Origin of the sequence: Promicromonospora sp. AC04 (assembly GCF_003058225.1) — a bacterium.
GTDB lineage: Bacteria > Actinomycetota > Actinomycetes > Actinomycetales > Cellulomonadaceae > Promicromonospora.
In genome coordinates this window covers 64983-89037 of sequence record NZ_QBUG01000002.1, presented here as the reverse complement: position 1 = coordinate 89037, position 24055 = coordinate 64983, and the positions used below count along the sequence as shown (strand labels likewise).

At 72.2% G+C, this 24055-nt stretch carries 24 protein-coding genes; 12 read left to right on the top strand and 12 right to left on the bottom strand.

The annotated features are described in order from the left end of the window. Positions 1–64 precede the first annotated feature (64 nt). Positions 65–619, top strand: a complete 555-nt coding sequence (locus C8K30_RS05950; protein WP_233257011.1) for a hypothetical protein — start codon at positions 65–67, stop codon at positions 617–619. An 89-nt stretch (positions 620–708) separates the two neighbouring features. Here the strand turns inward: C8K30_RS05950 and C8K30_RS05945 are convergent, their stop codons facing one another. Beyond that, positions 709–927 carry an AlpA family transcriptional regulator gene (locus tag C8K30_RS05945; protein ID WP_108492001.1) on the bottom strand — a complete coding sequence of 73 codons (219 nt, stop codon included), beginning with the start codon at positions 925–927 and terminating at the stop codon, positions 709–711. Positions 928–1123: 196 nt separating this feature from the next. On the opposite strand from C8K30_RS05945, the gene C8K30_RS05940 reads away from it, so the two are divergent. From C8K30_RS05940 to hisN, 3 genes are all read left to right on the top strand, one after another. Beyond that, a complete protein-coding gene (locus C8K30_RS05940; RefSeq protein ID WP_108492000.1) occupies positions 1124–1813 on the top strand; it encodes a hypothetical protein in 690 nt (229 codons plus the stop codon). Further along, positions 1810–3159 carry a hypothetical protein gene (locus C8K30_RS05935; protein ID WP_108491999.1) on the top strand — a complete coding sequence of 450 codons (1350 nt, stop codon included), beginning with the start codon at positions 1810–1812 and terminating at the stop codon, positions 3157–3159. The genes C8K30_RS05940 and C8K30_RS05935 overlap by 4 nt, the downstream gene beginning before the upstream one ends. Before the next feature lie 106 nt (positions 3160–3265). Continuing rightward, complete coding sequence (hisN, locus tag C8K30_RS05930; RefSeq protein ID WP_199230370.1) at positions 3266–4066, top strand: histidinol-phosphatase; 801 nt, start codon at positions 3266–3268, stop codon at positions 4064–4066. A gap of 78 nt (positions 4067–4144) precedes the next feature. On the opposite strand, the gene C8K30_RS05925 is transcribed toward hisN, so the two are convergent. The 3 genes from C8K30_RS05925 to C8K30_RS05915 are packed head-to-tail and all read right to left on the bottom strand — an operon-like array spanning position 4145 to position 6778. Further along, positions 4145–4696 carry a hypothetical protein gene (locus tag C8K30_RS05925; protein WP_108491998.1) on the bottom strand — a complete coding sequence of 184 codons (552 nt, stop codon included), beginning with the start codon at positions 4694–4696 and terminating at the stop codon, positions 4145–4147. A gap of 55 nt (positions 4697–4751) precedes the next feature. Then, on the bottom strand, positions 4752–5789 hold the full coding sequence (locus tag C8K30_RS05920) for a Gfo/Idh/MocA family protein (RefSeq protein ID WP_108491997.1): 1038 nt from the start codon (positions 5787–5789) through the stop codon (positions 4752–4754). Beyond that, a complete protein-coding gene (locus C8K30_RS05915) occupies positions 5786–6778 on the bottom strand; it encodes a Gfo/Idh/MocA family protein (protein ID WP_108491996.1) in 993 nt (330 codons plus the stop codon). Before C8K30_RS05915 ends, C8K30_RS05920 begins: the two co-directional genes overlap by 4 nt. Positions 6779–7094: 316 nt before the next feature. On the opposite strand from C8K30_RS05915, the gene C8K30_RS05910 reads away from it, so the two are divergent. Both C8K30_RS05910 and C8K30_RS05905 read left to right on the top strand, forming a co-directional pair. After that, positions 7095–7730: a hypothetical protein gene (locus C8K30_RS05910; RefSeq protein WP_146197366.1), complete on the top strand. Its 636-nt coding sequence runs from the start codon at positions 7095–7097 to the stop codon at positions 7728–7730. A 66-nt stretch (positions 7731–7796) separates the two neighbouring features. Next, a complete protein-coding gene (locus C8K30_RS05905) occupies positions 7797–8243 on the top strand; it encodes a VOC family protein (protein WP_108491994.1) in 447 nt (148 codons plus the stop codon). Positions 8244–8391: 148 nt separating this feature from the next. On the opposite strand, the gene C8K30_RS05900 is transcribed toward C8K30_RS05905, so the two are convergent. The 4 genes from C8K30_RS05900 to C8K30_RS05880 all read right to left on the bottom strand — a co-directional run bounded on the left by C8K30_RS05900 (position 8392) and on the right by C8K30_RS05880 (position 12663). Continuing rightward, positions 8392–8973 carry an endonuclease V gene (locus C8K30_RS05900; protein WP_108491993.1) on the bottom strand — a complete coding sequence of 194 codons (582 nt, stop codon included), beginning with the start codon at positions 8971–8973 and terminating at the stop codon, positions 8392–8394. A gap of 496 nt (positions 8974–9469) precedes the next feature. Continuing rightward, positions 9470–10711 carry a ribosome small subunit-dependent GTPase A gene (locus C8K30_RS05895; RefSeq protein ID WP_233257010.1) on the bottom strand — a complete coding sequence of 414 codons (1242 nt, stop codon included), beginning with the start codon at positions 10709–10711 and terminating at the stop codon, positions 9470–9472. A gap of 41 nt (positions 10712–10752) precedes the next feature. After that, positions 10753–12087: a 3-phosphoshikimate 1-carboxyvinyltransferase gene (aroA, locus tag C8K30_RS05885; RefSeq protein ID WP_108491992.1), complete on the bottom strand. Its 1335-nt coding sequence runs from the start codon at positions 12085–12087 to the stop codon at positions 10753–10755. Between the two features lie 102 nt (positions 12088–12189). Continuing rightward, positions 12190–12663, bottom strand: a complete 474-nt coding sequence (locus C8K30_RS05880) for a DoxX family membrane protein (RefSeq protein ID WP_108491991.1) — start codon at positions 12661–12663, stop codon at positions 12190–12192. Positions 12664–13121: 458 nt separating this feature from the next. On the opposite strand from C8K30_RS05880, the gene C8K30_RS05875 reads away from it, so the two are divergent. Then, complete coding sequence (locus C8K30_RS05875; protein WP_304590803.1) at positions 13122–13961, top strand: sigma-70 family RNA polymerase sigma factor; 840 nt, start codon at positions 13122–13124, stop codon at positions 13959–13961. Further along, positions 13958–14233 (top strand): mycothiol system anti-sigma-R factor, encoded by a 276-nt coding sequence (gene rsrA / locus C8K30_RS05870; protein WP_108491990.1) that lies wholly within the window; start codon positions 13958–13960, stop codon positions 14231–14233. The genes C8K30_RS05875 and rsrA overlap by 4 nt, the downstream gene beginning before the upstream one ends. A 111-nt stretch (positions 14234–14344) precedes the next feature. Here rsrA and C8K30_RS31775 read toward each other — a convergent pair whose 3' ends face one another. Beyond that, positions 14345–14419 carry a 50S ribosomal protein bL37 gene (locus tag C8K30_RS31775; protein ID WP_369939587.1) on the bottom strand — a complete coding sequence of 25 codons (75 nt, stop codon included), beginning with the start codon at positions 14417–14419 and terminating at the stop codon, positions 14345–14347. 191 nt (positions 14420–14610) lie between these two features. Between C8K30_RS31775 and C8K30_RS05865 the strand changes: the two genes are divergently transcribed. The 3 genes from C8K30_RS05865 to C8K30_RS05855 are packed head-to-tail and all read left to right on the top strand — an operon-like array spanning position 14611 to position 16993. Next, positions 14611–15474 (top strand): DUF4097 family beta strand repeat-containing protein, encoded by an 864-nt coding sequence (locus tag C8K30_RS05865; protein ID WP_108491989.1) that lies wholly within the window; start codon positions 14611–14613, stop codon positions 15472–15474. Continuing rightward, positions 15474–16166: a PadR family transcriptional regulator gene (locus C8K30_RS05860; protein WP_108491988.1), complete on the top strand. Its 693-nt coding sequence runs from the start codon at positions 15474–15476 to the stop codon at positions 16164–16166. Before C8K30_RS05865 ends, C8K30_RS05860 begins: the two co-directional genes overlap by 1 nt. 29 nt (positions 16167–16195) lie before the next feature. Then, complete coding sequence (locus C8K30_RS05855; RefSeq protein WP_108491987.1) at positions 16196–16993, top strand: hypothetical protein; 798 nt, start codon at positions 16196–16198, stop codon at positions 16991–16993. Positions 16994–17075: 82 nt separating this feature from the next. Here the strand turns inward: C8K30_RS05855 and C8K30_RS05850 are convergent, their stop codons facing one another. Next, positions 17076–17684 carry a GDSL-type esterase/lipase family protein gene (locus tag C8K30_RS05850; RefSeq protein ID WP_233257009.1) on the bottom strand — a complete coding sequence of 203 codons (609 nt, stop codon included), beginning with the start codon at positions 17682–17684 and terminating at the stop codon, positions 17076–17078. A gap of 171 nt (positions 17685–17855) precedes the next feature. Continuing rightward, complete coding sequence (locus C8K30_RS05845) at positions 17856–18809, bottom strand: aldose 1-epimerase family protein (RefSeq protein ID WP_255415711.1); 954 nt, start codon at positions 18807–18809, stop codon at positions 17856–17858. Positions 18810–18970: 161 nt separating this feature from the next. Between C8K30_RS05845 and C8K30_RS05840 the strand changes: the two genes are divergently transcribed. Then, complete coding sequence (locus C8K30_RS05840) at positions 18971–19966, top strand: aldo/keto reductase (RefSeq protein WP_108491986.1); 996 nt, start codon at positions 18971–18973, stop codon at positions 19964–19966. A gap of 92 nt (positions 19967–20058) precedes the next feature. Here the strand turns inward: C8K30_RS05840 and C8K30_RS05835 are convergent, their stop codons facing one another. Continuing rightward, the gene (locus C8K30_RS05835; RefSeq protein ID WP_233257007.1) at positions 20059–23955 is read right to left on the bottom strand and encodes a multifunctional oxoglutarate decarboxylase/oxoglutarate dehydrogenase thiamine pyrophosphate-binding subunit/dihydrolipoyllysine-residue succinyltransferase subunit; all 3897 of its coding nucleotides are present in this window, start codon (positions 23953–23955) and stop codon (positions 20059–20061) included. Positions 23956–24055 lie beyond the last annotated feature (100 nt).

Sequence of the window (24055 nt, the reverse complement as noted above, 5' to 3'; positions counted from 1 at the left end):
CATCGGTGTCGACAGGGTGTCTACCGGGGGGCGAGATGCCTGTGGATAGCGCATGGTTGTGTCCATGACGTCCCTGCACCCGGCCAGTCCTACGCGCTGGGAGTCGCTCTTCAGCGATCTCGAGGCGCAGGCTCGCGCGCAGTCAGCGGCCGAGGCCGACGCGCTCGTGTCCGAGATGACGCGTGCCGAGCACGCGACGATGACGCTCGCGGACCGGTTCCGCGCCGCGGTCGGGACGGTGGTCACGCTCGAGCTGCTCGACGGCGCACCGTTGCGCGGCGTCGTGCGGGAGGTGGCGGACGAGTGGGTGCTGCTGCAGGGGGTCCGGCCCGAACCGGCAAGCCAGCACCTCGTGCCGTTGGGCGCGGTGGCGGGCGTGCGCGGCCTTGCCCGTCAAGCGGCGTCCGCGACGTCGCGGCGGGACACGCTCGGGCTGGGGCCGGTGCTGCGGACCCTCCAGCGTGATCGGGCGCGTGTCACGGTGCGCACGCTGAGCGGCGCCGTGGGCGGCCGGATCGGGCGGGTCGGCCGTGACCACCTGGACATCGACGTGCTCGATGATCGCGGAACTCGGCTGGTCCCGTTCACGGCCTTGCTCGTCGTGAGCGAGGCGCCCTGAAGGCGTCGAGAAAACCCGGCAAATGGAGAGCGGGACCGGTGTCACTCCGCTTGGAGTGCGCCGGTCCCGTCGGTGTGCGGTGAGGCCTTTCAGCCGTCCGTGGCCGCGGAACCCTTGAGCCGCTCACGGCTCTTTGCGTACATACGCTCGATGTATGACTCGAGCTCGGCTGCTTCGACGCGCCAGACCTTCTTAGGGCCCACCTGGATGGCGGGAAGGTCGCCGGTCCGAACCAGTGCATAGCCCTGGGCCATCGAGATGTTCAGGGTCTCGACCACATCGGCCAGAGAGAGAAAGCGCTTTTCCATGGGAACAGTGTGGCACGAGACACCGACATGAGGGGGTTATCCACAAGAAGTGTTTATCTGATGCCGGATCAGCGACGTTCGATCACTATGGTTCCGGCGCTCTGCCCAGGCTGTGCACCATTCTGTGTGGGTTCGCCCTTCACTTGTAGTCGAAGGTCTACCCAAAGTCTACGAAAGTACGCGGAAGGACCGAGAGATGACGTATGCCCCGGCCGCCCCAGCGCGCACCGACCCGGGTCAGGGCCTTCCCGAACCGGCCGCGACCCGGCTGCGCCGACCCCGCTGGCGCGACCCGCGGCTCCTGACCGGTGTCGTCATCGTCGCGCTGTCGGTCGCGTTCGGTTCGTGGGTGGTCTCGGCGGCGAGCCGCATGGTCCCGGTCTTCGTGGCGGACGGCGCCCTGACTCCCGGCGAGCCCCTCACCGCCGACCTGGTCCGCGCCGTCGACGTCCGGCTCGGTGCCGGGACGAGCCGCTACCTTCCCGCCGACGAGCCGCTGCCGACCGACCTGGTGGTGCTCCGCGTGGTGGACGACGGCGAGCTGGTCCCGCTCACGGCCCTCGGCGCGGGCGCCGACGTCCGGTCCGTCGCCGTGCCCGTCGCCTCGGGCCTCTCGGACCGGATCCGGGCCGGCGCGGTGGTGGACCTGTGGTTCGTGCCGGACGCGCCGGTCACGCCGGAGGCGGGTGCCGACGAACCGGACCCGAGCACGCTCGCCAAGAACGTGGTGGTCGAGCAGGTCGACGCCGAGGACGGCGCGATAGTCGTGGACGGCACCGTCACGCTGCACGTGCTCGTCCCGACCGACGTGCTGCCGACCGTGCTGGCCGCGCTCTCGGACGCCGGCACCGTCGCCGTCGTGCCCGTGGCGGGCGGCGTCCGATGAGCGACGAGCGGGTGGTCACCGTCCTGGTCGCGGTGCAGGTGCCCGAGGAGGAAGCGGCAGCCGTTACCGTGCTCGGCGCACAGCCGCAGGTGACCGTGGCCCGGCGGTGCGCGGAGCTCACCGAGCTCCTGGCGGCGGCCGAGGCCGGAGCCGGCACGGCCGCCGTCGTCTCGGGGGACCTGCCCGGGCTGGACCGCGACGCGGTGGCGAGGCTGCGCCGAGCGGGCCTGCGGGTGGTCGCGATCGAGGATCCGGCCGCGCCGGCGGAACGGCTCGGGGGGCTGGGCTGCGACGCCGTCGTCGCGGGCGGGGACGCGGAGAACCTGGTTGCCGCGATTCGCGGCGACGCCCCGGAGACCGGCGAGCCCGTGGCCTCGGCGGAGCCCGACCTCGGCGCCCGGCCGGGCACCGTCATCGCCGTCTGGGGACCGGCGGGGTCGCCCGGCCGGACCACCACCGCGATCGAGCTCGCCGCAGCCCTCGCGGGGGTGGGTGCCGCGCCGCCGCGCCGTTCCGGCCTGCTGCGCCAGTCCGGCCTGCTGCGCCGGTCACGCCCCGCAGTTCCGCGGGCCGGTTCGAGGCCACGCGGTTCGGGGCCCAACGGCTCGGGGCCCCAAGGATCGAGCACGGTGCTCCTGGCCGACGCCGACACCTACGCCTCCTCGGTGACCTCCCGCCTCGGGCTGCTCGACGACGCCCCCGGCCTGGCCGCCGCAGCCCGCGCGGCCGGGCAGGGTGTGCTCGACGTCGTGACCCTGGCCGGGCACAGCCCGGTCGTGCTGCCGGGCGTGCGCGTACTGACTGGCATCACGCGCGCGTCGCGCTGGCCCGAGCTGCCGGCCAGCTCGCTCGACGTGGTGTTCCAGCGGTGCCGCGAGCTCGCGTCCTGGACCGTGGTCGACTGCGGTTCGGTGCTCGAGACCGACGAGGACCTCATGTACGACACGCGCGCGCCGCAGCGTAACGGCGCGACCCTGAGCGCCCTGGCGGCGGCGGACGTCGTCGTGGTGGTCGGCGGGGCCGACCCCGTTGGCCTCCAGCGCCTGGTGCGCGGCCTGGAGGACCTGCGCGAGGTCGCGGTCCCGGTCGCCGCCGCGCGCCTCGTGGTGGTGAACCGGGTGCGCGCCGCCGTCGTCGGACGGCGGGCCGAGGCCCAGGTGCGCGACGCGCTCGCACGCTACGGGGGCGTCGACGACTTGCACCTCGTGCCGGACGACCCCGCCGGGCTCGACGCCGCGCTGCTGGCGGGGCGGGCGCTCGCGGAGTGCGCGCCGGGATCGCCGGCGCGGGCCGCGTTCGAGGGGCTCGCCGCCCGGGTCCGGGAGCAGGTGCCTGCGGCCGTCTGACCGCACCCGCCCGGAGCCGCTTCGACCCCGAGCAGGGACTTCCCGCGTAACAATCCGCCCGACCGGCGCGGCTTGGCGACATAACTGTGACATCCGGCGCTAGGTTGTGCCCGTGGCCGCCGTGACGAAGGACAACTACGCCGACGACCTGCGTCTGGCGCACGTGATCGCCGACCAGGTCGATTCCATCACCATGTCCCGCTTCCGGGCGCTGGACCTCAAGGTGGAGACCAAGCCGGACCTGACGCCGGTGTCCGACGCCGACCGCGCGGCCGAGGACTTCATCCGCGGCCAGCTCGCCCGCGCCCGCACTCGCGACGCGATAGTCGGGGAGGAGTACGGCTCCGCCGGCAACGGCGCGCGCCGCTGGATCATCGACCCGATCGACGGCACCAAGAACTTCGTGCGCGGAGTCCCCGTCTGGGCCACGCTGATCGCCCTGGCCGACGGCGAAGAGGTGGTCGTGGGCCTGGTCAGCGCGCCAGCACTGGGCCGGCGCTGGTGGGCCGCGAAGGGCTCGGGCGCGTGGACGGGCAAGTCGTTGGCCGCCGCGTCGCGCATGTCGGTCTCCGGGATCTCGCGCGTGGCCGACGCGTCGTTCAGCTACGCGTCCCTCGGCGGCTGGGAGGAGCGCGGCAAGCTCGACGGGTTCCTCAACCTGACGCGGGCGTGCGCGCGTACCCGCGGGTTCGGCGACTTCTGGTCGTACATGCTGGTGGCCGACGGCGGCGTCGACATCGCCGCCGAGCCCGAGCTCGAGGTGTACGACATGGCCGCGCTCGTGCCGATCGTCACCGAGGCCGGCGGCACCTTCACGTCGCTCGAGGGCAAGCCCGGACCGTGGGGCGGCAACGCGATCGCTACCAACGGCAAGCTGCACAAGGAAGCGCTCGACTTCCTGTCCTGATCAGGCGCTGTGCCCTCTGCGAGCCTTCCCCGGGCCGGGCCGGGCCGGGCCGGGCGGGGCCCTGCGCCCGCCGCGTTCTCAGGCGCGGGGGACGTCCTTCAGCTCGCTCCAGTCGTACCAGAGCAGGTCGCGGTCGGTGACGCGCTGCAGCGCCTCGTCGAGAGCGGTCTCCGACTCCTCGCCGACCTCCGCCGTCGCCTCGGCATCGCTCTCCTCGTCCGCGGCGGCGAGCACGTCCGCGATGTCTGCGGCCGCCTCCACCTCGTCGACGTGCACGCAGATGATCGCGACGTGCTCGACGGTGCTGGTCACCTGGATCTCGGAGGCGACCGGCTCGTCGTCGTCCGATGCCTCCGAGACAAGGCCGATCGCCGCGTCCGGGACCTCCACCGTGATGATCACGCGCTGGTGCGGGGCATCGGGACGGCCGGCGATCAGCGCAAGGGAGTCGTCGGCGGCATTGAGCGCGGCGATGTACTCGAGGCCCTCGGCGTCCTCGTCGGGCAGGGCGGCCTCGAGGTCCTTCGTGACGGCGTGCGCGCGGCGCGGGGCTACGGTCCAGCGGGTCGCGTCGGTGGCGTGGGTGACGGCGTCGAGCTCGTCGAGCGTGGCGGGCACGTAGATGCGCATGTGCTCAGTCTGCCGCCGATCAGGCGACGGCGTGGCCGACGCGGCGGCGTGACCCTCATACGCCCGCCGACGCCGGTCGCCCGGCCGGGTCCACGTCGACCGCGCGGCCCTCGCGCCACGACCGGTAGGCAGCCTCGACGATCGCGGTGGTGCGGACTCCCACGTGGCCGTCCGGCTGGGGCGTCGCCCCGGTGCGCACCGCGTCCAGGAACGTCACCAGGAGTGCCTCGTCGAGGTCCGGCCCGTAGCCGAGCGCCAGCTCGTTGGCGGCGGACTCCGACCAGCCGGAGACCCGGGGCGCGAACGGGTCGACGTCGACCAGGCCGGCGTCGGACACCACGGAGAGCGTCAGGCCGCCCCAGATCGAGTGCGAGGCCGGGCGCGACCAGCTGCAGTCGATGGTGAGGTTGGTGCCGTCCGCGTAGGTGACCGTGACGATGCCCGCCGTCTCCACCGCGGCGTCCGGGTGCAGCAGGTTGTTGGCCGTGGCGTGCACACGCACGGCGGGCACGCCGCTGAGCAGGGCGTCGACCAGGTCGGCGAGGTGCACCGTGTGGTCGGTCATCGCGCCCCCGCCCGCCAGCACGGGATCGGTGAACCAGGCCCGCGCCGCGGGCACCTGGCCGTTGTTCGTGCCGGTGATCGCGTGGACCTTGCCGAGCGCGCCCGCCCGGTACTGATCGGCGAGGTCGGTGAACGCGGGGGAGAAGCGGACCGGGAACGCGACCATCAGCGGCACGCCCGCGGTCGCGCAGGCGGCGACCATCGCCTCGGCGTCGGCGACCGACGTCGCCAGCGGCTTCTCGCAGAGCACCGCCGCGCCCGCCGCGGCCGCGGCCTCGACGTGCGCGCGGTGGCGTGTGTTCTCGGAGCAGACGACGACGGCGTCCGGACCCCAGGCCAGCAGCTCGTCGTAGGTGTCCACGTAGTCGACGCCGAGCTCCGCGGCCAGCGCGGCGCCGCCGGACTCGCCGGCCGGGCGCGTGACGGCGTCCGGGTCGGAGGTGAGCAGCTCGACGCCGGGCATCGCAGCGAGCAGGCGTGCGTACCCGAGGGCGTGCGTGTGCGCGAACGACATCAGGGCGACCTTCATCGTGCTCCCTCCAGGGTGGTGTCGAGGCTGGTGTCCAGGTTGACGACCTCGCCCAGGGCGAGGGAGCGGCGCGCGGCATCCACTATGCGGACGGCCGCGAGCCCGTCGGCGGCGGTGACGCGGGGCTGCGGGCCACCGTGGATCGCCGCGAGGAACTCCCGCAGCTCGGTCACGTACGGGCTCTCGCCGAGCGTCGCCTTCGGCGCATAACCGTCGGCTCCCGCCGCCGCGCCCCCGTTGACCCAGGTCGTGGGGTTGGTGGTGGAGTCGTACCGCAGCACCCCGCCGGTCCCGGCCACCTCGAAGCGGGTGCGGAAGGCCACCGGCCGGGCAGACCAGACCCCGCCGATGCTGCTCACGCTGCCCGAGGCGTGGGTGAGGACGAGCTGGGCCGCGACCGTGCCCGACTCGTCCGGCACGGAACGCACCGCACGCAGGGACGCAACGGGTCCCGCGTTCCACCGTGCGAAGTCGATGTCGTGAATCATCAGGTCCGTGACGATCCCGCCCGAGAGCTCGTCGTCGAGGAACCAGGGGGAGACCGGCATGGTGCCCTGGCGGTCGTAGCGCTGCACGGCGACCGTCCCCAGGTCGCCGCGCTCGACGGCGTCGTGCACCGCCACGTGCTCGGGGAAGTACCGCACCACGTGGGCCGGGTAGAGGGCGACGCCGGCGTCCGCGCACGCGGCGATCATCGCCTCCGTGTCCTCGACGGTGAGCGCGAAGGGCTTCTCGCACACCACGTCACGACCGGCCGCGGCCGCGGCCTCCACCAGCGCCCGGTGCGTGAACGTCGGGGTGCAGACGTCGACGATGTCGCACTGGGCGAGCAGGTCGTCCAGCGACGAGGCGACCCGTCCGCCGTACCGGGCGACCAGCTTCGGTGCGCCCTCCCGGCTGTGGACGACGACGTCCACCCCGAGCTGGAGCCAGCCGGCGATGTGGGCGCCGGCGATTCCGCCGGCGCCGAGAAGTCCGACAGTGGTCATGAGCGATCCTGCCTTGTCTCTTCGTGTGGCACGTCGTGTCCTGGTGGCCACCCTAGGGTCATTGCTGTTCGTCGTGGGCGGCCTGCCTGCCGAACGTCTCGGCCGTGCCGGACGTCCGGGAGGGCCGTGGTGGTTCCTCGACCGAGGCGCTCGGCGGCGTCCGGGCTCATCCTGGAGCGCATTCTCACGGCGGATGCCGTGGACCGGCTGGTCGCGAGGGCCGAGAGCGATCGGGTGATCTTGGCCGTCGCTCCGCCGTTCGAGATGCGCGTCGGTAGGGTCTCGCTAGCCTGTCGGCGAGCAACGAGGGGGACGTGTGGGAGTGAAGACCGCGATGCTGGTGTACGCGGACGGAGACGTGGCGACAGGGCTGGAGGGGGCTGCCGAGTTCGCGGACGAGGCGAGCGCGGCCGAGCTGCTCGCGCTGCTGTGGCCACCAGCGCGGATCCGGCCGGACGGCGAGGAGCCGTGGGACCTCGGCGACGCCGTGTTCCCGCCGGAGGGCCGGGCGTGTGCGCTCTCGACGCCGGAGGTGGACATCCTGTGCGACCAGGCGCTGATGCTCGACCGACCCTCCCGGCTACCCGCGCACCTGGTCGATGCGAGCGTTGGCCGCACCCTGTACCTGCACGCGATGCACAGCGCGGTGGACTGGTTCGCCTTCGCGGTGTGGCGGGACGGCACGCTCGTCCGGTCGCTGAGCCTGTCGCCGGACGACGGCGTCCTGGAGAACACGGGGGAGCGGCTCGCCTTCGAGGAGCCGTTCTGGGCGGGGCAGCATCCCGGCCCGGGAGGCGACGCCTATCCGTTCCCGTTCCATCCGCTGGTCCTGGGCGACCACGCCCTCCGCGAGTTCTTCGGCTTCAGCGGCGAGGGGGCCGACGACGGCGGCCCGTCCGCCGGGCGGCTGGACCCGTGGGCCGTCGAGCTGTTCGGCTTCCAGGTCGTGTAGCGGTTCCGCGCTCGACAGATCCTGAAAAAACTCGTACAGTTGTTCGAAAGCGAGGAGGTCTGTCACATGCCTGAACCCACAGTCCTGCCTGAACCAGCTGTCGTGGCAGAACCCGCAGTGATTCCCATGCTGTCCTACCAGGACGGCGTCGCCGCCATGGACTGGCTCATCGAGGCGTTCGGCTTCACCGAGGCGGAGCGCTGGCTGGACGACGACGGCCACCTCTCCCACGGCGAGCTCCACGCCGGAGGCGGGCGCGTGATGCTCTCCGAGCTCGCGTCCTACGAAGGGCCCACCGCGCATCGTCGGCACTGCGCGGCGGCGGACGCCTGGCTGTCGACACCCTGGGTGATCGACGGCGTCCTGGTCCACGTGGCCGACGTCGACGCCCACTACGCCCGTGCGCAGGCGGCCGGCGCCGGGCTGCTCTCGAAGATCGAGGAGGAACCGTACGGCAGGCTGTACCGGGCGGAGGACGTGGAGGGCCACCGCTGGATGTTCCTCCAGCCGTGAGCCGGCGGCGGTAGGCCGATTGGGCGGCCCGGTCGGGCTGCTCAGCGCGGTGCTTGATCTGGTGCTTGTTCTGAGGCTCGCGCCGGCGCCCGCTCAGGGCGGCCGGCGTCGCGCTGCGGCTTAGGTGCGGCTGGCGTCGCGCCGCGGTTCAGGGGCGGCCGTCGTCGCGCCGCGGTTCAGGTGCGGCTGGCGTCGCGCCGCGGGCCAGCCGGTCCACACGTCGGAGCGCATCGGGGAACCGGGCGTCGCCCGCCATCTCTCGCACCAGATCCGCTGCGGCGTCGAGCGCCATCCCCGACGCCGTGACGTACAGCGGCCTGGCGGACTGCCCGCGCAGCACCTCGGCGGCGTGCGTCGCGGCCCGGAACCGGGTCTTGGCGACGCCGAGCACCACGGGCGCCAGGCCGGCGTCGGCAACGTGTGCACCCAGCCCGGGGCTCCCGGCGGGGTCGAGGTCCACGTATCCGTCCACGATCAGCAGGTCCAAGGGCAAGACGCCGGACAGCACCTGCCGCAGCGGTGGCAGCTCGCGCTCGTAGAACCTTCCGGGCCGGTACTCCGCCACCTGCTCGACGAGCACTGTGCGCTCGTCCACCACGGCGGCGAATGCCGGGTCCTCGGCGACGACCAGCGCGGCCCGCGCCCCGCCGTCGTCCAGGTACTGCACGTCCACCGCGCCGAAGCGCGTGGTGCTGCCCGCTACGGGCGCCGCGCTGAGTTCGTCAGTCACACGCACAGTCTGACGTGGACAGAAACCCGGTGTGAGCTGCGCGGGCCCGCTGGCTCGAGTCTCGCGCGCATTGACGATCGGGCGCCGGCCAGTGCCAGAGGCCGGCAGCGTCCGCCCGACCCGACCCGGCCCGGCGACGCCGAACCGCAAGCCGATGTTCGATCCGGGCGCCGAACCGAAGGCTGCGCGTCCATTGGGCGTCATATCGACGAGCAAGTTGCGGTTGGGCGCCTGGGATGACCACCGACTTGCGGTTCGGTGACTGGGCTGACCAGCAGGTTGCGGTTCGACGCCGCTCGCGGGGCCTATGGACGAACTTCTTGCGGTTCGACGCCGCCGGCCGGTCCGATGAACCATCAACTTGGGGCCGATGGACGAACTTCTTGCGGTTCGGCGCCCGGGTGGACGTGCAGGTTGCGGTTCGACGCCGTTCGCCGGTCCGATGAAGCATCAACTTGCGGTTCGCGGCGCGGTCTGGCGTCCGAGCGTGTCCTCGTCAGGCGTCCGAGCCCGTTCTGGAGGAGAGCAGGCGGCGGAACGACGTCAGCCGGGCCGCGCGGGCCGGCCGTTCGTCCTCCGGGGAGGCCTCGATCCAGTCGTCGAGGGCGCAGTCCGGGGCGTCCGCGAGGTGCGTGCAGCCGCGCGGGCACTCCTGTGCCACCTCGTCGAGGTCCTCGAACGCGTGCAGCAGGTGCCCTACCTCGACGTGAGCCAGCCCGAACGAGCGCACGCCTGGCGTGTCGACCACCCAGCCGTCGAACGTCTCCGCCACGGGCAGCCGCAGCGCCACCGCCGACGTCGAGGTGTGCCGGCCCCGGCCCGTCACGTCGTTGACGACCCCGGTGGCGCGCATGGCCTCGGGCACCAGGGCGTTGATCAGTGTCGACTTGCCCACGCCGGAGTGGCCCACCAGCACTGACACGAGGCCGCGCAGCCGGTCCCGAACCTCCTCGACGGACTCGGGCGCCAGGGCCATACCACCGGCCGTCTCGCCTGCGCTGTTCGCGCCGTCGGCCGCGTCGTCAGCCTCGCCATCGGACGGCGCCCGCCGCGTCACCACGACCTCTACCCCCAGCGGCTCGTAGAGCTCGCGGAGCACGTCGGGGGAGGCGAGGTCGGCCTTCGTCAGGCAGAGCAGCACCGACATCCCGGCGTCGTAGGCGGCCACCACGCAGCGGTCGATCATGCCGGTGCGGGGCTCGGGCTGGGCCAGCGCCGTCACGATGACGAGCTGGTCCGCGTTGGCGACGACTATTCGCTCGTACGGGTCCGTGTCGTCGGCGGTGCGGCGCAGCGTGGAGGTGCGTTCCTGGATGCGCACGATGCGCGCGAGCGATCCCTCCCCGCCGGAGACGTCGCCTACGACGTCGACCCGGTCGCCCACGACCACGCGCGTCCGGGTGAGCTCCCGCGCCTTCATCGCGGTCACTATCGTCTCGTCGGACGCGCTGCCGGCAGTCGTGCCTGGCGCTTTGCCGGCGGTCTTGCCCACCGCTCTGCCCGGAGACTTGCCCGCCACGCCGTCCGGCGCTTTGCCCGCCGCGCCGCCCGCCGTGCCGTCCGCCACGCCGCCCGCCACGCCCCCGACGAGGAGCGTGTAGCGCCCGCGGTCCACGCCCGTGACGAGGCCGGTCACGGCGTCGGAGTGCTCCGGACGCTGCTTGGTCCGGGGGCGTGAGCCGCGCTTGGACGGCCGGGAATGGAAGTCCGACTCGTCGCGGACGTCACGCCGGCCCATCAGGCCGGCCTCATCGGACGCGTCCCATCAGCGAGCGCCCATCAGGCGGCCGAGCCGAGCATGCCCAGCCACATGCCGGTGAAGTCAGGCAGGGTCTTGGCCGTGGTGCCGACGTTCTCCACCAGCACCCCGGGCACGCGCAGGCCGAGCAGCGCGGCGGACGTCGCCATCCGGTGGTCGGCATACGTGCGCACGACGTCGCCGCGCAGCGGCCGCGGGGTGATGACCAGGCCGTCGCGGGTCTCCTCCGCCTGCCCGCCGAGCCGGGTGATCTCGCGGGCCAGCGCGGCCAGGCGGTCGGTCTCGTGGCCCCGGAGGTGCGCGATCCCGCGCAGCCTGGACGGGGAGTCGGCCAGCGCGGCCAGCGCCGCGAACGTCGGCGCGAGCTCGCCGCCGGCGTGCAGGTCGACGTCGATCCCGTGCACCTCGCCCGTGCCGGTGACGCTCAGCACGCCGTCGGCCAGGGTGAACGTGCCGCCCATGCGCTCCAGCAGCTCGGGGACCATGGCGCCGGGCTGGGTGGTCAGCGTCGGCCAGCCGGGGACGCGGACGGTGCCGCCCGCCACCAGCGCGGACGCGAGGAACGGTGCGGCGTTGGACAGGTCGGGCTCGACGCGGACGTCGCGGCCGGCGATGGGACCGGGGGAGACGTCCCACATGCCGTCACGGGAGTCGTCGACGACGACGCCGGCGTCGCGCAGCGTGGCGACCGTCATCTCGATGTGCGGCAGGCTCGGCAGCGTCGCGCCGATGTGTCGCAGCGTGAGGCCGCGCTCGAAGCGCGGCGCGGCGAGCAGGAGCCCGGACACGAACTGGGAGGACCCGGAGGCGTCGACGTCGACGGCGCCGCCCCGCACTCCGCCCCGGCCCTCCACCGTGAAGGGGAGGTGGGTCGGCAGGTCCGCAGTGCCCGAGCCGGTCGGGCCCGCCGAACGGTCGTGCACGGTGACGCCGAGCGCGCTCAGCGCGGCGAGTACCGGCAGCATCGGGCGGACACGGGCCTCGGGGTCGCCGTCGAACCGGACCGGGCCGTCGGCGAGGGCCGCGAAGGGCGGCAGGAACCGCATCACCGTGCCGGCCAGCCCGGTGTCGACCTCGGTGCCGCCGGTGACCGGTCCGGGCGTCACGTGCAGCGTGCTCGGGTGGTCGCCCTCCTCGATGTGCGCGCCGAGCGCGCGCAGCGCGCCGATCATGAGGTCGGCGTCCCGGCTGCGCAGGGCCCCGCGCAGGGTGCCGGGGGCGTCCGCGAGGGCGGCGAGCACCAGGAGCCGGTTGGTGAGCGACTTGCTGCCCGGTATCTCGACCGTCGCGTCCAGCGGGGCGCCGGCGAGCGGCGCCTCCCATGTCGGTGCGGGCGCGGTGGTGGAGGAAGTCATGTGCCGAGATTATCGCGGACCGCACCGGAGCGGCCGCTCCGTGTCAGACGCACGGGCCACCCGAGTGGCCCGTGGTGACACTGCTCGTCCGTTGCGGGCGGGTCACGCCTCGGCGGCGGCCGCCTTCGCGTCCGCGCGCGCCGCACGCGCCTGCTGGACGCGCCACGTCAGGCCGGGCCGGCCCTCGAGGTCCGCGCCCGCGATGAGCGCCGCGCCCACGGCGGCGAGGTTGCGCAGGAACCGGTCCGTGCGCGGGCCGCGCTCCTCCTTGGGGGCGGTGAAGGGCTGGTTCACCACGGCGAGCGGCAGCGTGAGCAGCGCCAGCGCGACGGCGGACGCGCGGGGCGCCTTCCCGAGCGCGAGCAGCACGCCGGCGGTGGCGGTCGCCACCCCGTGCGCGCGCACGAGCGCGGTGACCTGCTTCTCGCTGAGCGGTTCCGCCCCGAGCGCCTGGGTGGCCAGGGCGGAGCCCGTCTTCGCGGCGGCCACGTGCTCGCTCGGCTTCCGGGCAGCCTGCAGTCCGTCGTAGATGAACGATGAGGCCAGCAGGGGTCGCGCGATGTGTCGAAGCAGCATGCCTCCACCTTGGCAGATGAGGGCGATCGATGCAGCAGGATGCCGGTGCGGAATGGCGCACAGGTGACGGCGGCCCCCAGCGGTAGGCCCGGCGAGAACCCCAGGGACAAGGCAGGAGCACGCATGGCCCCCGACACACCGGGAATTCGACGCCGCGGGCAAGGGTTGAACCGGACGTGGAGCGATGCCTCGAGAAGGATGCGGTGAAGAACACGGTGATCGGTACGGTGACAAACGCAGTAGCGAGTGCAGTGACAAGCCCGGCCACGGGCGCGCTGACCGATCCGGTGGCGGGGGCAGCGAGCCCGACGGCGGCCGCGCAGGGCGCTCCCCTGATGTTCGGAGCGGTCCCGGCGCATCTGCTGGACACCGGTGCGGACTCGGCGAAGTCCACCGCGGATGCTCTGTCGGCGGCCCTGGCGAACACCGGATGGCCGACGCGGCTAGGCTCAAGTGCGATGACTGACACTTCCCGCGAGCAGAACCAGGGCACCGGCGGCGACACCGTCGGCGCCGATGCCGGGGCGCGCCCCGGCAAGAACGCGAGCGAGGGTGTTGTCGGGACCACGGAAGCGACCGCGGCCGAGAGCACCATCGAGCGCACGAGCCCGGCCGTCGACAGCCCGGTCACCGGCGAACGGGCCACCGGCAGCCAGGCGACCAGCGACGAGATCGCCGGCGAAGAGGAGGGCACCGAGCGATCCCCGCAGGAGGAGGACGCGACGGCCCGTGCCGCGCGCTTCGAGCGGGACGCCCTCCAGTACCTCGACCAGCTCTACTCCGCGGCGCTGCGCATGACGCGTAACCCCGCGGACGCCGAGGACCTGGTGCAGGAGACGTTCGCCAAGGCGTTCGCCGCGTTCCACCAGTACCGGCCGGGCACCAACCTGAAGGCATGGCTGTACCGCATCCTGACGAACACGTTCATCAACAGCTACCGCAAGAAGCAGCGCGAGCCGCAGCAGTCCCAGACCGAGGACGTCGAGGACTGGCAGATCGCGCGGGCGGCGTCGCACACGTCGCGCGGGCTGCGCTCGGCCGAGGCCGAGGCGCTGGACCGGCTCCCGGACAGCGATGTGAAGCGGGCGCTCGCCGAGCTCCCGGAGGACCGTCGGATGGTCGTCTACTACGCCGACGTCGAAGGCTTCCCCTACAAGGAGATCGCGGAGATCATGGGGACTCCCATCGGGACCGTGATGTCCCGACTCCACCGCGGACGCCGGCAGCTGCGTGAGCTCCTCGCCGACTACGCCGCGCAGCGAGGACTCGTCAGCCAGGCGCCCGGAGGTGCGCAGTGAACAACGTCGAACCCATCCCGCACGACACCGCGGGGGAGTCCGAGTGCGAGCACGCACTCAAGCACCTGTACGAGTACCTGGACTCCGAGATGACGCCGGACGACGAGCAGCGCATGCGCGCACACGTCGCCCACTGCTCGCCGTGCCTGGCGGAGCTGAGCGTCGAGGACCTCGTGAAGCAGCTGGTACGCCGGTCGTGCAGCGAGCGCGCGCCGGACACGCTGCGGATACGCATCCACGAGCAGCTGACGGTGATGTCGGTAGCCGAGTGACGGCGTAGCAACAGGACACCGGGCATGACGAAGGGCCGGGACCCATAGGGTTCCGGCCCTTTCGTGTGCCCAGCTGGGCGGCTCGCGGTCCTGACGGACGCTCGAGCCGGCTCAGGTGTTGGGACGCTTGCCGTGGTTCGCTGCCTTGCCGGCACGGCTACGGCGCTTGCGACCGCGCTTGCTCATCTGTGTCTCCTGACAGGTGACGGACTGAATCGCTCCATGGTCCCACAGATCACGGGGCGGTCGCGTCACGGGGTCCGCGCGGCAAAAGGGGTTGCCGGCTTCGGGAACGCGATATATCGTGTCTGAGGTCAACGCGATATATCGCGTCCAGCGATCGACAGTCCGAGCCAGTCACGAGCACCGGAGGAACCATGAGCGCAGACAGCTGGACCGTCACCGGTCCGCAGACCATCGAGCTCGACGGTGTGACCACCGTCGACGCCCACGTCGTCGACGGCCGGCTCGACATCGTGGCCCACGACGAGCCGGTGGTCCGGGTGGAGGTGCACTCCGTCGAGGGCCGGTCCCTCGAGGTGCGCCTCGTGGACGGTCGCCTGGTGATCGAGCACGAGAGCGGCCTGTCGGGCTGGGGCTCGTTCGTGAAGCGGTTCGCCGACTTCGGTGGCAAGGCGCGCGCCGACATCCACGTGGCGGTGCCCGCGAGCACCACCGTGCGGCTCGGCACCGTCCGCGGCGAGGGCCTCCTGGCGGGGACGACGGCGGGCGCGTCCGCGTCCACCGTGTCCGGGTCGCTGCTGGTCTCCCGCACCGCAGGCGACCTCAAGCTGAACACCGTCTCCGGCGAGGTGACGGTCCGCGACCACGTGGGTGACGTCACGAGCAACACCGTCTCCGCCGACATCGTGGTCAGCGGGTCCGCCGACTCCGTCGTCTCGTCGTCGGTCTCCGGGGACGTGACGTTCGACCTGGTGACCCAGCCGCGGTCGGTGAAGGTCAACTCGGTGTCCGGGAACATGCTCCTGCGGGTACCGGACGAGCGGGCGGTCGAGGTGTCGGTGCAGAGCGTCAGCGGGCGCGTGACGATCGGCGGCCTGCAGTTCACCGGCGGCGGAGGCGCGAAGGTCACCGGTGGCGGCGAGCGGTCCACGAAGCCGGGCAGCATGCAGCTTCGGGTGACCGGCGTGTCCGGCGACGTGACGGTCATCGGCGCGCCGCAGGACGCCGTGGACGACGCCCCGGCCGCGCCCGCGGACCACTCGCCCGTGGAGCTGTAATGCCACCTGTCTTTGCCCACGGTGAGCTGCGCCTGTACCTGCTGGTGCTGCTCCTGGACGGGCCGCGGCACGGGTACGAGCTCATCACCGAGCTCACCCGGCGATTCGGCGGTACCTACCGCCCCAGCGCCGGGACGATCTACCCGCGCCTCGCCCGGCTCGAGGAGGAGGGCCTGGTGCGCCGCTCCGTGCCGGGTGCGCCGGAGACGCCGGGCTCGCCCGGCGCCGGGCGCAAGGCGACCTACGAGCTGACCCCGGCCGGCCACGCCGAGATCGACGCCCGGCTCGACGACGTCAAGCGCCTGGAGCGCAGCGTCGCCGAGACGGTGCGCAGCCTCGCGGACGAGGTCCGGGCGGACATCCGCGACACGATGCGCGGCCTGCGGGCCGAGCTCGCGGCCGCGGCGCAGGAGGCCCGCTCCCGGCCGCGACCGGGACCGGGCACCGCGCCGGACCCGCACCGCACGCAGTCCAACTCGCTGCGGCACGACGCCGAGGCGGTGCTGCAGCGGTTCCGCAACGACGTCCTGGCCGACCTGCGCGAGGCCGACGTCGCCGGTACGGTGTCGGCGCTGACCCTCGACACGCTGCGTACCGTCCTCGACTCGGCGCGTGCCGCTATCCGTGGGACGCTGCCGACCGGCACGTCCGCGCCGCATCGCACCAACTCACTCAGTGACCCACACCAGTGAACCCACACCCCCATGAACGGAGCACAGCGATGACCACCGAGTCCTGGAGCGTGGCCGCACCGCAGACCATCGAGGTCGACGGCGCCACAACCCTGACCGTCCGACTGACGAACGGCCGCGCCGAGATCGTGGCCGACCCGAACCGCACGTCCGGCGCAGTCGTCGAGGTCCTTGAGGTCTCGACGCGGCCGCTGCAGATCCTCGCCGAGCACGGCAACCTCCGGGTGGCCTACGACTTCCCGGGCATGGAGGGCTTCGTGGACCGCTTCCGCGGCCTCAAGGACAAGGACAGCGCCGTCGTACGGGTGACCGTCCCGGCCACGTCCGTGGTCGACGTCGCAACCGTCGGTGCCGAGGTCGTCGTGACCGGGGCGCAGGCGGGCGTCAACGTCAAGACCGCGGGCGGCGCCATCACCGTCACCGGCACCACCGGGTCCGTCGCCGCGAAGTCCGGCACGGGCGCCGTCTCGATCGCCGAGCACTCCGGCGACGCGTCGGCCTCGACGGTGTCGGGCGCCGTGTCCCTCAGGGGCGCCCTGGGCCGGGTCTCCGTCCAGACCGTTTCGGGCGCCGTCGACGTCACCGCCGTCGGCACCACGCCGCTGGTCAACGCGAAGACGGTCTCGGGCTCGGCTGCGGTGCAGCTCGACGCCGGGTCGCCGGTCAATCTCCGTGCGCGGAGCATGACGGGCAAGGTGGTGATCGACGGGGCCCAGGCGACGTCCAGCGCGCAGCGCACCGTCGTCGTCGACCACGCGGAGCCGGGCGCGGCGGCCTACATCTCCACCAACACCGTCTCGGGAACGGCAACGATCACCCGCGGCTGATGCCGAGGTAGGACTGCCCCGAAGGAGAAGCGGGGCCGGAGTGCTGATCAGCACTCCGGCCCCGCTCCTACTTTGTCCTGGGTCAGGCCACCTCGTCCTGGGGGAGGCCAAGCCAGCTGTGCCAGCCCGTGTGCAGCACGAGCCACGCCATGAGCCCGTACCCGGCCTGGCCGGGGTAGGTGCCCCCGCCCTGCGCCAGGTCGGCCAGCCACTGCTCGTGCTGCGCCAGCGGCGTGTACGTGTCGACGTACGGCACCCGGCGCCGGCTCGCGACGTCGGCGAACGCGTCGGAGAGCTCCGCGATCCGGTTGCCCTCCGCGGGCGCCCCGGGAGGCGGGCCGACGACGAACGCCGCCGTGCGGTTCGCGTCCGCGACGTCCAGGATGTTCGCCAGGTTCAGGCGCGAGCGCGCGACGGTGAGCCCCGAGGCGACGTCGTGCCGCCCCAGGGCCACCACCAGGCGGTTCTCGGTCTCCGAGTCCGGCCCGAACCGCGCGGCCGTCTCCGCCTCCCAGCGGGCGCCGAGCTGCGTGCTGGTCTCGCCGGGGACGGCGAGGGTGAAGAGCATGGCGGGCCGGGAGAAGTGGGTGCGCGCGACGACGCGGCCGGTCCAACCGAGTGCCCGGGCGTCTCCGACGCCCGTGGCCAGCTCGTCACCGACGACGCAGATGCGCACCTCGCGATCCTGCAACGGACTCTCCTTGCCTGTTACGGCCTGTTCCCGGCAGCCTGGCGGACGGCCGGTTCCCCATTGTGGTGCACGGACCGTAACCGATCCCGACAACGCGCCGACGGCGGAGGCTCCCGTGTCGATGCAGATTCATCAAGGCCAGGTTGTCAGGGGTCGATGTCGGGGCAGATGTCAGAGCAGCGTCATCCCCCAGCGGACGCCGTGGTGCTCGCCCGGGTCGAGGTGCACGAGCCGTTCGCCCGTGCGGAACGCGTCGGCGACGCAGCTCATCGGCTCGGCGGCCAGGCCCATACGACGCCGGTCCGGGGCGATGTGGTCGCCCGTGCAGACCTGCCAGACATCCTGCGACTCGTCCATCCAGACCGCGGCCGTGCGGCCGTCGGGGGCGGTCAGGTGGGCCCAGGACAGGCCGTCGTCGTCCCGCACCACGTCCACGTACGCGTCGTCGAGGTCCAGGCCGGCCGCGCTGCGCGCCTCACGCAGGTCGTAGGTGCCCGACGCCGGCTCGGTGCCGGTCGGCAGCAGCCGCTCGTCGGTCGTGACGCGGGTCGCGGCGTCGAGGCGCACGGTGCACTCGTCCAGGTCAGCGCCGCCCGTGGACAGCCACGGGTGGAACCCGCACCCGTAGGGCGCGGTGCTCGGCCCCACGTTGGTGACGTCGAGGGTGACCTCGAGCCCGGCGTCGGACAGGGCGTAGCGCATCTGCGCGACCAGCTGGAACGGATAGCCGGGCCGGGCCACGAGCTCGAGCTCGAGCGTGACGGCGGAGCCCGTGTGCTCCACCACCGACCAGCGCTCCCACGCCGCGAGGCCGTGCAGCGCTGTGTTGCGCGCCGGCTCCGTCACGGGCAGCTGATGGGTCACGCCGGCGAACTCGTAGGCGCCGTCGCGGAGCCGGTTGGGCCAGGGGATCAGGACCGCGCAGTTGAACACGGGACTGATCTCGTCGACGTCGAAGGGCACCACGACATCGCGCCCGTCCACCGAGTACTCTCGCAGCGCCGCACCCACCTGGGTAACGGTCGCTCGGTGTCTCTCCTGGCCAGGGCCTTCGTGGCTGATGCGGAACTGGTCCCCGGAAGGATGGGGCCTTGCGGCAGCAACCGGAGGAATTTCTGTCGTCACACTCACACGGTAACCGTAGGGCAAATAACGCCTGCGCCACGTAGCGTGAGACAGCAGACTAGAGGGCCGGGTTGCACACAGTGCGAAGCAGCCCGCTACGAACTGGACCTGAAGGCGGGTCCGCGCGGGCAAGTCTGCCCGCCCCAGCAGTAGGAGGAACGATGGAACAGCAGGTACTCGGACGGACTGGTCGGCTCGTATCGGCGGTGGGCCTGGGGACCTGGCAGCTCGGCGCTGACTGGGGTGAGGTCAGCGAGGGCGACGCCCACGCCGTTCTCGGGGCCTCCCTCGAGGCCGGGGTGACCTTCTTCGACACGGCGGACGTCTATGGCGACGGCCGCAGCGAGCAGCTGATCGGTGCGTTCCTCAAGAACCACCCCGAAGCCGGGATCACCGTCGCCACGAAGATGGGCCGGCGCATGGACCAGGTGCCGGAGAACTACGTGCTGGAGAACTTCCGCGAGTGGACCGACCGGTCCCGGCGGAACCTCGGCGTCGACCGGCTGGACCTGGTCCAGCTGCACTGCCCGCCCACTGCCGTCTACTCCACGGACGCCGTGTACGACGCGCTGGACGAGCTCGTGTCCGACGGCGTCATCGCCGCGTACGGCGTGAGCGTCGAGACGACGTCGGAGGCCCTGGAGGCCATCGCGCGCCCGAACGTAGCCTCCGTGCAGATCATCCTGAACGCGTTCCGGCTCAAGCCGCTCGAGGAGGTGCTGCCCGCGGCCTCGGCGGCGGGCGTCGGCATCATCGCGCGCGTGCCGCTCGCCTCCGGCCTGCTCTCCGGCAAGTACACGAAGGAGACGGTGTTCGCGGAGAACGACCACCGCAGCTTCAACCGCGACGGCGCCGCGTTCGACGTCGGCGAGACGTTCTCCGGCGTGCCCTACGAGGTGGGGCTCGAGGCCGCGGCCCGGTTCACCGAGCTGGCCAGGGACCTCGTCGGCGACACCCTCACCCCGGCCCAGGCGGCGATCGCCTGGGCGTGGCAGCGGCCGGGCGTCTCGTCAGTGATCCCGGGCGCGCGCAACGTGGAGCAGGCCCGGGCCAACGCCGCCGCGGGCTCCGCCGCGACGCTGGGCCCGCTGTTCATGTCGGGCGTGCGGGAGATCTACGAGGAGAGCATCAAGGAGCACGTCCACGACAAGTGGTGAGCTCATCCCGCCGAGGTAGAGCTGTGGCGAGAAAGAACTGGGGCCGGAGCGCTGATCAGCGCTCCGGCCCCAGTTCTATCTCGGCGTAAGGGTCAGCGGGTGAAGGCCTGCTCCACGAGCGTCTTCTGCTGCGCCTGGTGCGCCTTCGCGGTGCCCGCGGCCGTCGATGCCGACGCCGGGCGGGAGACCACCTTGACGTACGGGAAGTCCAGCGGCAGGGCGAGGTGGATGAAGCCCCACGCACCCTGGTTCTGCGGCTCGTCCTGCACCCAGACCACCTCGGCGTCGCCGTACTTGGCGAGCTCCGCGCGAAGCTGCGCCTCCGGGAACGGGTAGAGCTGCTCCAGGCGGACGATGGCCACGCCCTCGTCGCCGCGCTTGGTGCGCTCGGCGAGGAGGTCGTAGTACACGCGGCCGGTGCACAGGAGCACGCGGTCGACCTTGGCGGGGACCGCCGTCGCGTCCGGGATGACCTCCTGGAACGTGCCCGCGGTGAAGTCCTCCACCGCGGACGCCGCCGCCTTGAGGCGCAGCAGCTGCTTCGGCGTGAACACCACGAGCGGACGGCGCGGCCGGGCGTACGCCTGGCGACGCAGCAGGTGGAAGTACGACGCCGGCGTGGACGGCTGCGCGATAGTGATGTTGTTCTCGGCGCCCAGCTGCAGGAACCGCTCGATGCGGGCGGACGAGTGGTCCGGTCCCTGGCCCTCGTAGCCGTGCGGCAGCAGCATGACCACCGACGACGACTGGCCCCACTTCTGCTCGGCCGACGAGATGAACTCGTCGATCACCGTCTGGGCGCCGTTGACGAAGTCGCCGAACTGCGCCTCCCAGAGCACCAGGGCGTCCGGGCGCTCCACCGAGTAGCCGTACTCGAAGCCGAGTGCCGCGTACTCCGACAGCGAGGAGTCGTAGACCCAGAACTTGGCCTGGTCGCCCGAGAGGTACAGCAGCGGGGTCCACTCGGCGCCGGTCTCCCGGTCGTGGAGCACCGCGTGCCGCTGGACGAACGTGCCACGGCGGGAGTCCTGCCCGGCGAGGCGCACCGGGGTGCCCTCGATGAGGAGCGAGCCGAAAGCCACGAGCTCACCGAAGCCCCAGTCGATGCCGCCGTCCTTCGCCATGAGCTGGCGCTTCTCGAGCAGCTGGGCGAGCTTCGGGTGGATCGTGAAGCCCTCCGGCGGCGTGACGTGCGCGTCGCCGACCCGCTGCAGGGCGTCGTGGGAGATCGCCGTCTGCCAGCCAACCATGGTGCCCGCGTCCTGGCGCTGGGACTCGGGGCGCTCCAAGCCGGCGAGGTGCTCCGTCTGCGGGGCGGGGGTGAAGCCGGACTTGGTCTCGGTGAAGACCCGCTCGAGCTGCGACTGGTAGTCCTGCAGCGCGTGCTCGGCCTCCTCCACGGTGATGTCACCGCGTGCGACCAGGTTCTCGGTGTAGAGCTTGCGCACCGAGCGCTTGGTCTCGATGAGGTTGTACATGAGCGGCTGCGTCATCGACGGGTCGTCGCCCTCGTTGTGCCCGCGGCGGCGGTAGCAGATGAGGTCGATGATGACGTCCTGGCCGAACTGCTCGCGGAACGCGAAGGCGAGCTCGGCGGTCCGCACGACGGCCTCGGGGTCGTCGCCGTTCACGTGCATCACGGGGACCTGGTAGCCCTTGGCGACGTCCGTCGCGTAGGTGGTCGACCGCGACGCCGTCGGGCCGGTGGTGAAGCCCACCTGGTTGTTGACGACCACGTGGATGGTGCCGCCGGTGCGGTAGCCGCGCAGCTGCGACAGGTTCAGCACCTCGGGGACCACGCCCTGGCCGGCGAAGGCCGCGTCGCCGTGCACGAGGATCGGCAGCACGGAGAAGCCGTCACCGCCGAGGTCGATGCGGTCCTGCTTGGCGCGGACGATGCCCTCGAGCACCGGGTCCACGGCCTCCAGGTGCGACGGGTTGGCCGCGAGGTAGACGCGCGTCGTGGCGCCGGACTCGGAGGTGAACGTGCCCTCGGTGCCGAGGTGGTACTTGACGTCGCCCGAGCCCTGAACGCTCTTCGGGTCGAGCTGGCCCTCGAACTCCTTGAAGATCTGGCCGTAGCTCTTGCCCGCGATGTTCGCCAGCACGTTGAGGCGGCCGCGGTGGGCCATGCCGATGCCGACCTCGTCGAGGCCGCCCTCGGCGGCGCGCGACAGGATCGCGTCGAGCAGCGGGATCAGGGACTCGCCGCCCTCCAGCGAGAAGCGCTTCTGGCCGACGAACTTGGTCTGCAGGAACGTCTCGAACGCCTCGGCGGAGTTGAGCCGGCGCAGGATGCGCAGCTGGTCCTCACGCGGCGTCTTGGCGTAGCCCGCCTCCAGGCGCTCCTGGAGCCACTTGCGCTGCGCCGGGTCCGCGATGTGCATGTACTCGATGCCGATGGTGCGGCAGTACGAGTCGCGCAGCAGGCCCAGGACGTCGCGCAGCGTCGCCTTCGGCTTGGGGCCGAAGCCCGCCGTCGGGAACGTGCGGTCCAGGTCCCACAGCGTGAGGCCGTGGTTCTGGATGTCCAGGTCGGGGTGCTTGCGCTGGCGGTAGGCGAGCGGGTCGGTGTCCGCCATGAGGTGGCCGCGCGAGCGGTAGGACTGGATGACCTCGGCGATCTTGGCCGGCTTGGCGGCCTCGACGTCGGCGTCGACGGTGTTGTCGCGCACCCAGCGGACGGGCTCGTACGGGACGCGCAGCGCCGCGAAGACGCGGTCGTAGAAGCCGTCCAGGCCGAGCAGCTTCCCCGCGATGATCTTCAGGAACTCGCCGGACTGGGCGCCCTGGATGATGCGGTGGTCGTAGGTCGACGTGATCGTCATGACCTTCGAGATGCCCATCTTGGCGAGCTGTTCCTCGGACGCGCCGGCGAACTCCGCCGGGTAGTCCATGGCGCCGACGCCGATGATGGTGCCCTGGCCCTGCATGAGGCGGGGCACCGAGTGCACGGTGCCGATGCCACCCGGGTTGGTCAGCGAGATCGTGGTGCCCTGGAAGTCGGGCACGGCGAGCTTGTTGCCGCGGGCCTTGCGGACCAGCTCCTCGTAGGCCGCCCAGAACTCGGCGAAGTCGAGCTCCTCGGCCTTCTTGATGCTCGGCACCAGGAGCTGGCGCGAGCCGTCCGGCTTGGCCAGGTCGATCGCGAGGCCGAAGCCCACGTGCGCCGGCTGGTTCACGCCCGGCTTGCCGTCGACCGGCTCGTAGTGGGCGTTCATGACGGGCATGTCCGCCAGCGCCTCGACCAGCGCGAAGCCGATGAGGTGCGTGAACGAGATCTTGCCGCCGCGGCCGCGCTTGAGGTGGTTGTTGATGACTATGCGGTTGTCGACCATCAGCTTGGCGGGCACGGCGCGCACCGAGGTGGCGGTGGGGACCTCGAGCGAGGCCTCCATGTTCGTGACCACGCGCGCGGCGGGGCCGCGCAGCTTCTGGATGTCGTCGACGGCGTCCGGGTGCGCAATGGGGCGCTCGAACGTGTCCGCGTAGTGCGTGGTGGGCGGGGTGGCGATCGGGCTGGCCGGGTTGACCTTCGGGTCGGCAGGCAGGGCCTTCTCCCGCACCGGCTGCTCGGCCTCCGCGGCGGCGGTGCCGCCCGTCACCGGGGTGGCGGCCTGCTGGGCGGGCGCCGCCGGCGCCGTCGCCGGTGTGGCCGCTACCGGTGCGGCAGCAGGAGCGGTGGGGGCGGACGCCGTGGGCGCGGCAGGAGCCGCGGCGGTCGGTGTCGAGGAGGCCGGAGTCGGGGCGGCTGTCGAAGCGCCGTCCTTGGTGGAACCGTTCTCGCCCGGTGTGTAGTCGGCGAAGAAGTCCCACCACGCGGGGTCCACCGCGTTCTTGTCCTTCAGATACTGCTGGTAGAGCTCGTCCACAAGCCATTCGTTGGCTCCGAATGACGAGCTCGCCACGCTGATCGACTCTGAACCAGCATTAGCTGACACGCGCGGATCGCCCACCTTCACCACAGTTGCGTTCGTCGCGCGCCACATTGCCGCGGCACGCGCAGCCCGAATGTTTTCGGACCCTCCAAGGGTAGGCCCTTCCCGCTCCTTGGTGGGCGGGTTCGCGCGGGCGCCGCGGGGTGTCGCG

Coding starts and splice junctions, on each gene's coding strand:
- C8K30_RS05950 (WP_233257011.1), top strand. CDS start 65: ATGACGTCCCTGCACCCGGCCAGTCCTACGCGCTGGGAGTCGCTCTTC.
- C8K30_RS05945 (WP_108492001.1), bottom strand. CDS start 927: ATGGAAAAGCGCTTTCTCTCTCTGGCCGATGTGGTCGAGACCCTGAAC.
- C8K30_RS05940 (WP_108492000.1), top strand. CDS start 1,124: ATGACGTATGCCCCGGCCGCCCCAGCGCGCACCGACCCGGGTCAGGGC.
- C8K30_RS05935 (WP_108491999.1), top strand. CDS start 1,810: ATGAGCGACGAGCGGGTGGTCACCGTCCTGGTCGCGGTGCAGGTGCCC.
- C8K30_RS05925 (WP_108491998.1), bottom strand. CDS start 4,696: ATGCGCATCTACGTGCCCGCCACGCTCGACGAGCTCGACGCCGTCACC.
- C8K30_RS05920 (WP_108491997.1), bottom strand. CDS start 5,789: ATGAAGGTCGCCCTGATGTCGTTCGCGCACACGCACGCCCTCGGGTAC.
- C8K30_RS05915 (WP_108491996.1), bottom strand. CDS start 6,778: ATGACCACTGTCGGACTTCTCGGCGCCGGCGGAATCGCCGGCGCCCAC.
- C8K30_RS05905 (WP_108491994.1), top strand. CDS start 7,797: ATGCCTGAACCCACAGTCCTGCCTGAACCAGCTGTCGTGGCAGAACCC.
- C8K30_RS05895 (WP_233257010.1), bottom strand. CDS start 10,711: ATGGGCCGGCGTGACGTCCGCGACGAGTCGGACTTCCATTCCCGGCCG.
- aroA (WP_108491992.1), bottom strand. CDS start 12,087: ATGACTTCCTCCACCACCGCGCCCGCACCGACATGGGAGGCGCCGCTC.
- C8K30_RS05880 (WP_108491991.1), bottom strand. CDS start 12,663: ATGCTGCTTCGACACATCGCGCGACCCCTGCTGGCCTCATCGTTCATC.
- C8K30_RS05875 (WP_304590803.1), top strand. CDS start 13,122: ATGACTGACACTTCCCGCGAGCAGAACCAGGGCACCGGCGGCGACACC.
- C8K30_RS05865 (WP_108491989.1), top strand. CDS start 14,611: ATGAGCGCAGACAGCTGGACCGTCACCGGTCCGCAGACCATCGAGCTC.
- C8K30_RS05860 (WP_108491988.1), top strand. CDS start 15,474: ATGCCACCTGTCTTTGCCCACGGTGAGCTGCGCCTGTACCTGCTGGTG.
- C8K30_RS05855 (WP_108491987.1), top strand. CDS start 16,196: ATGACCACCGAGTCCTGGAGCGTGGCCGCACCGCAGACCATCGAGGTC.
- C8K30_RS05840 (WP_108491986.1), top strand. CDS start 18,971: ATGGAACAGCAGGTACTCGGACGGACTGGTCGGCTCGTATCGGCGGTG.
- C8K30_RS05835 (WP_233257007.1), bottom strand. CDS start 23,955: ATGTGGCGCGCGACGAACGCAACTGTGGTGAAGGTGGGCGATCCGCGC.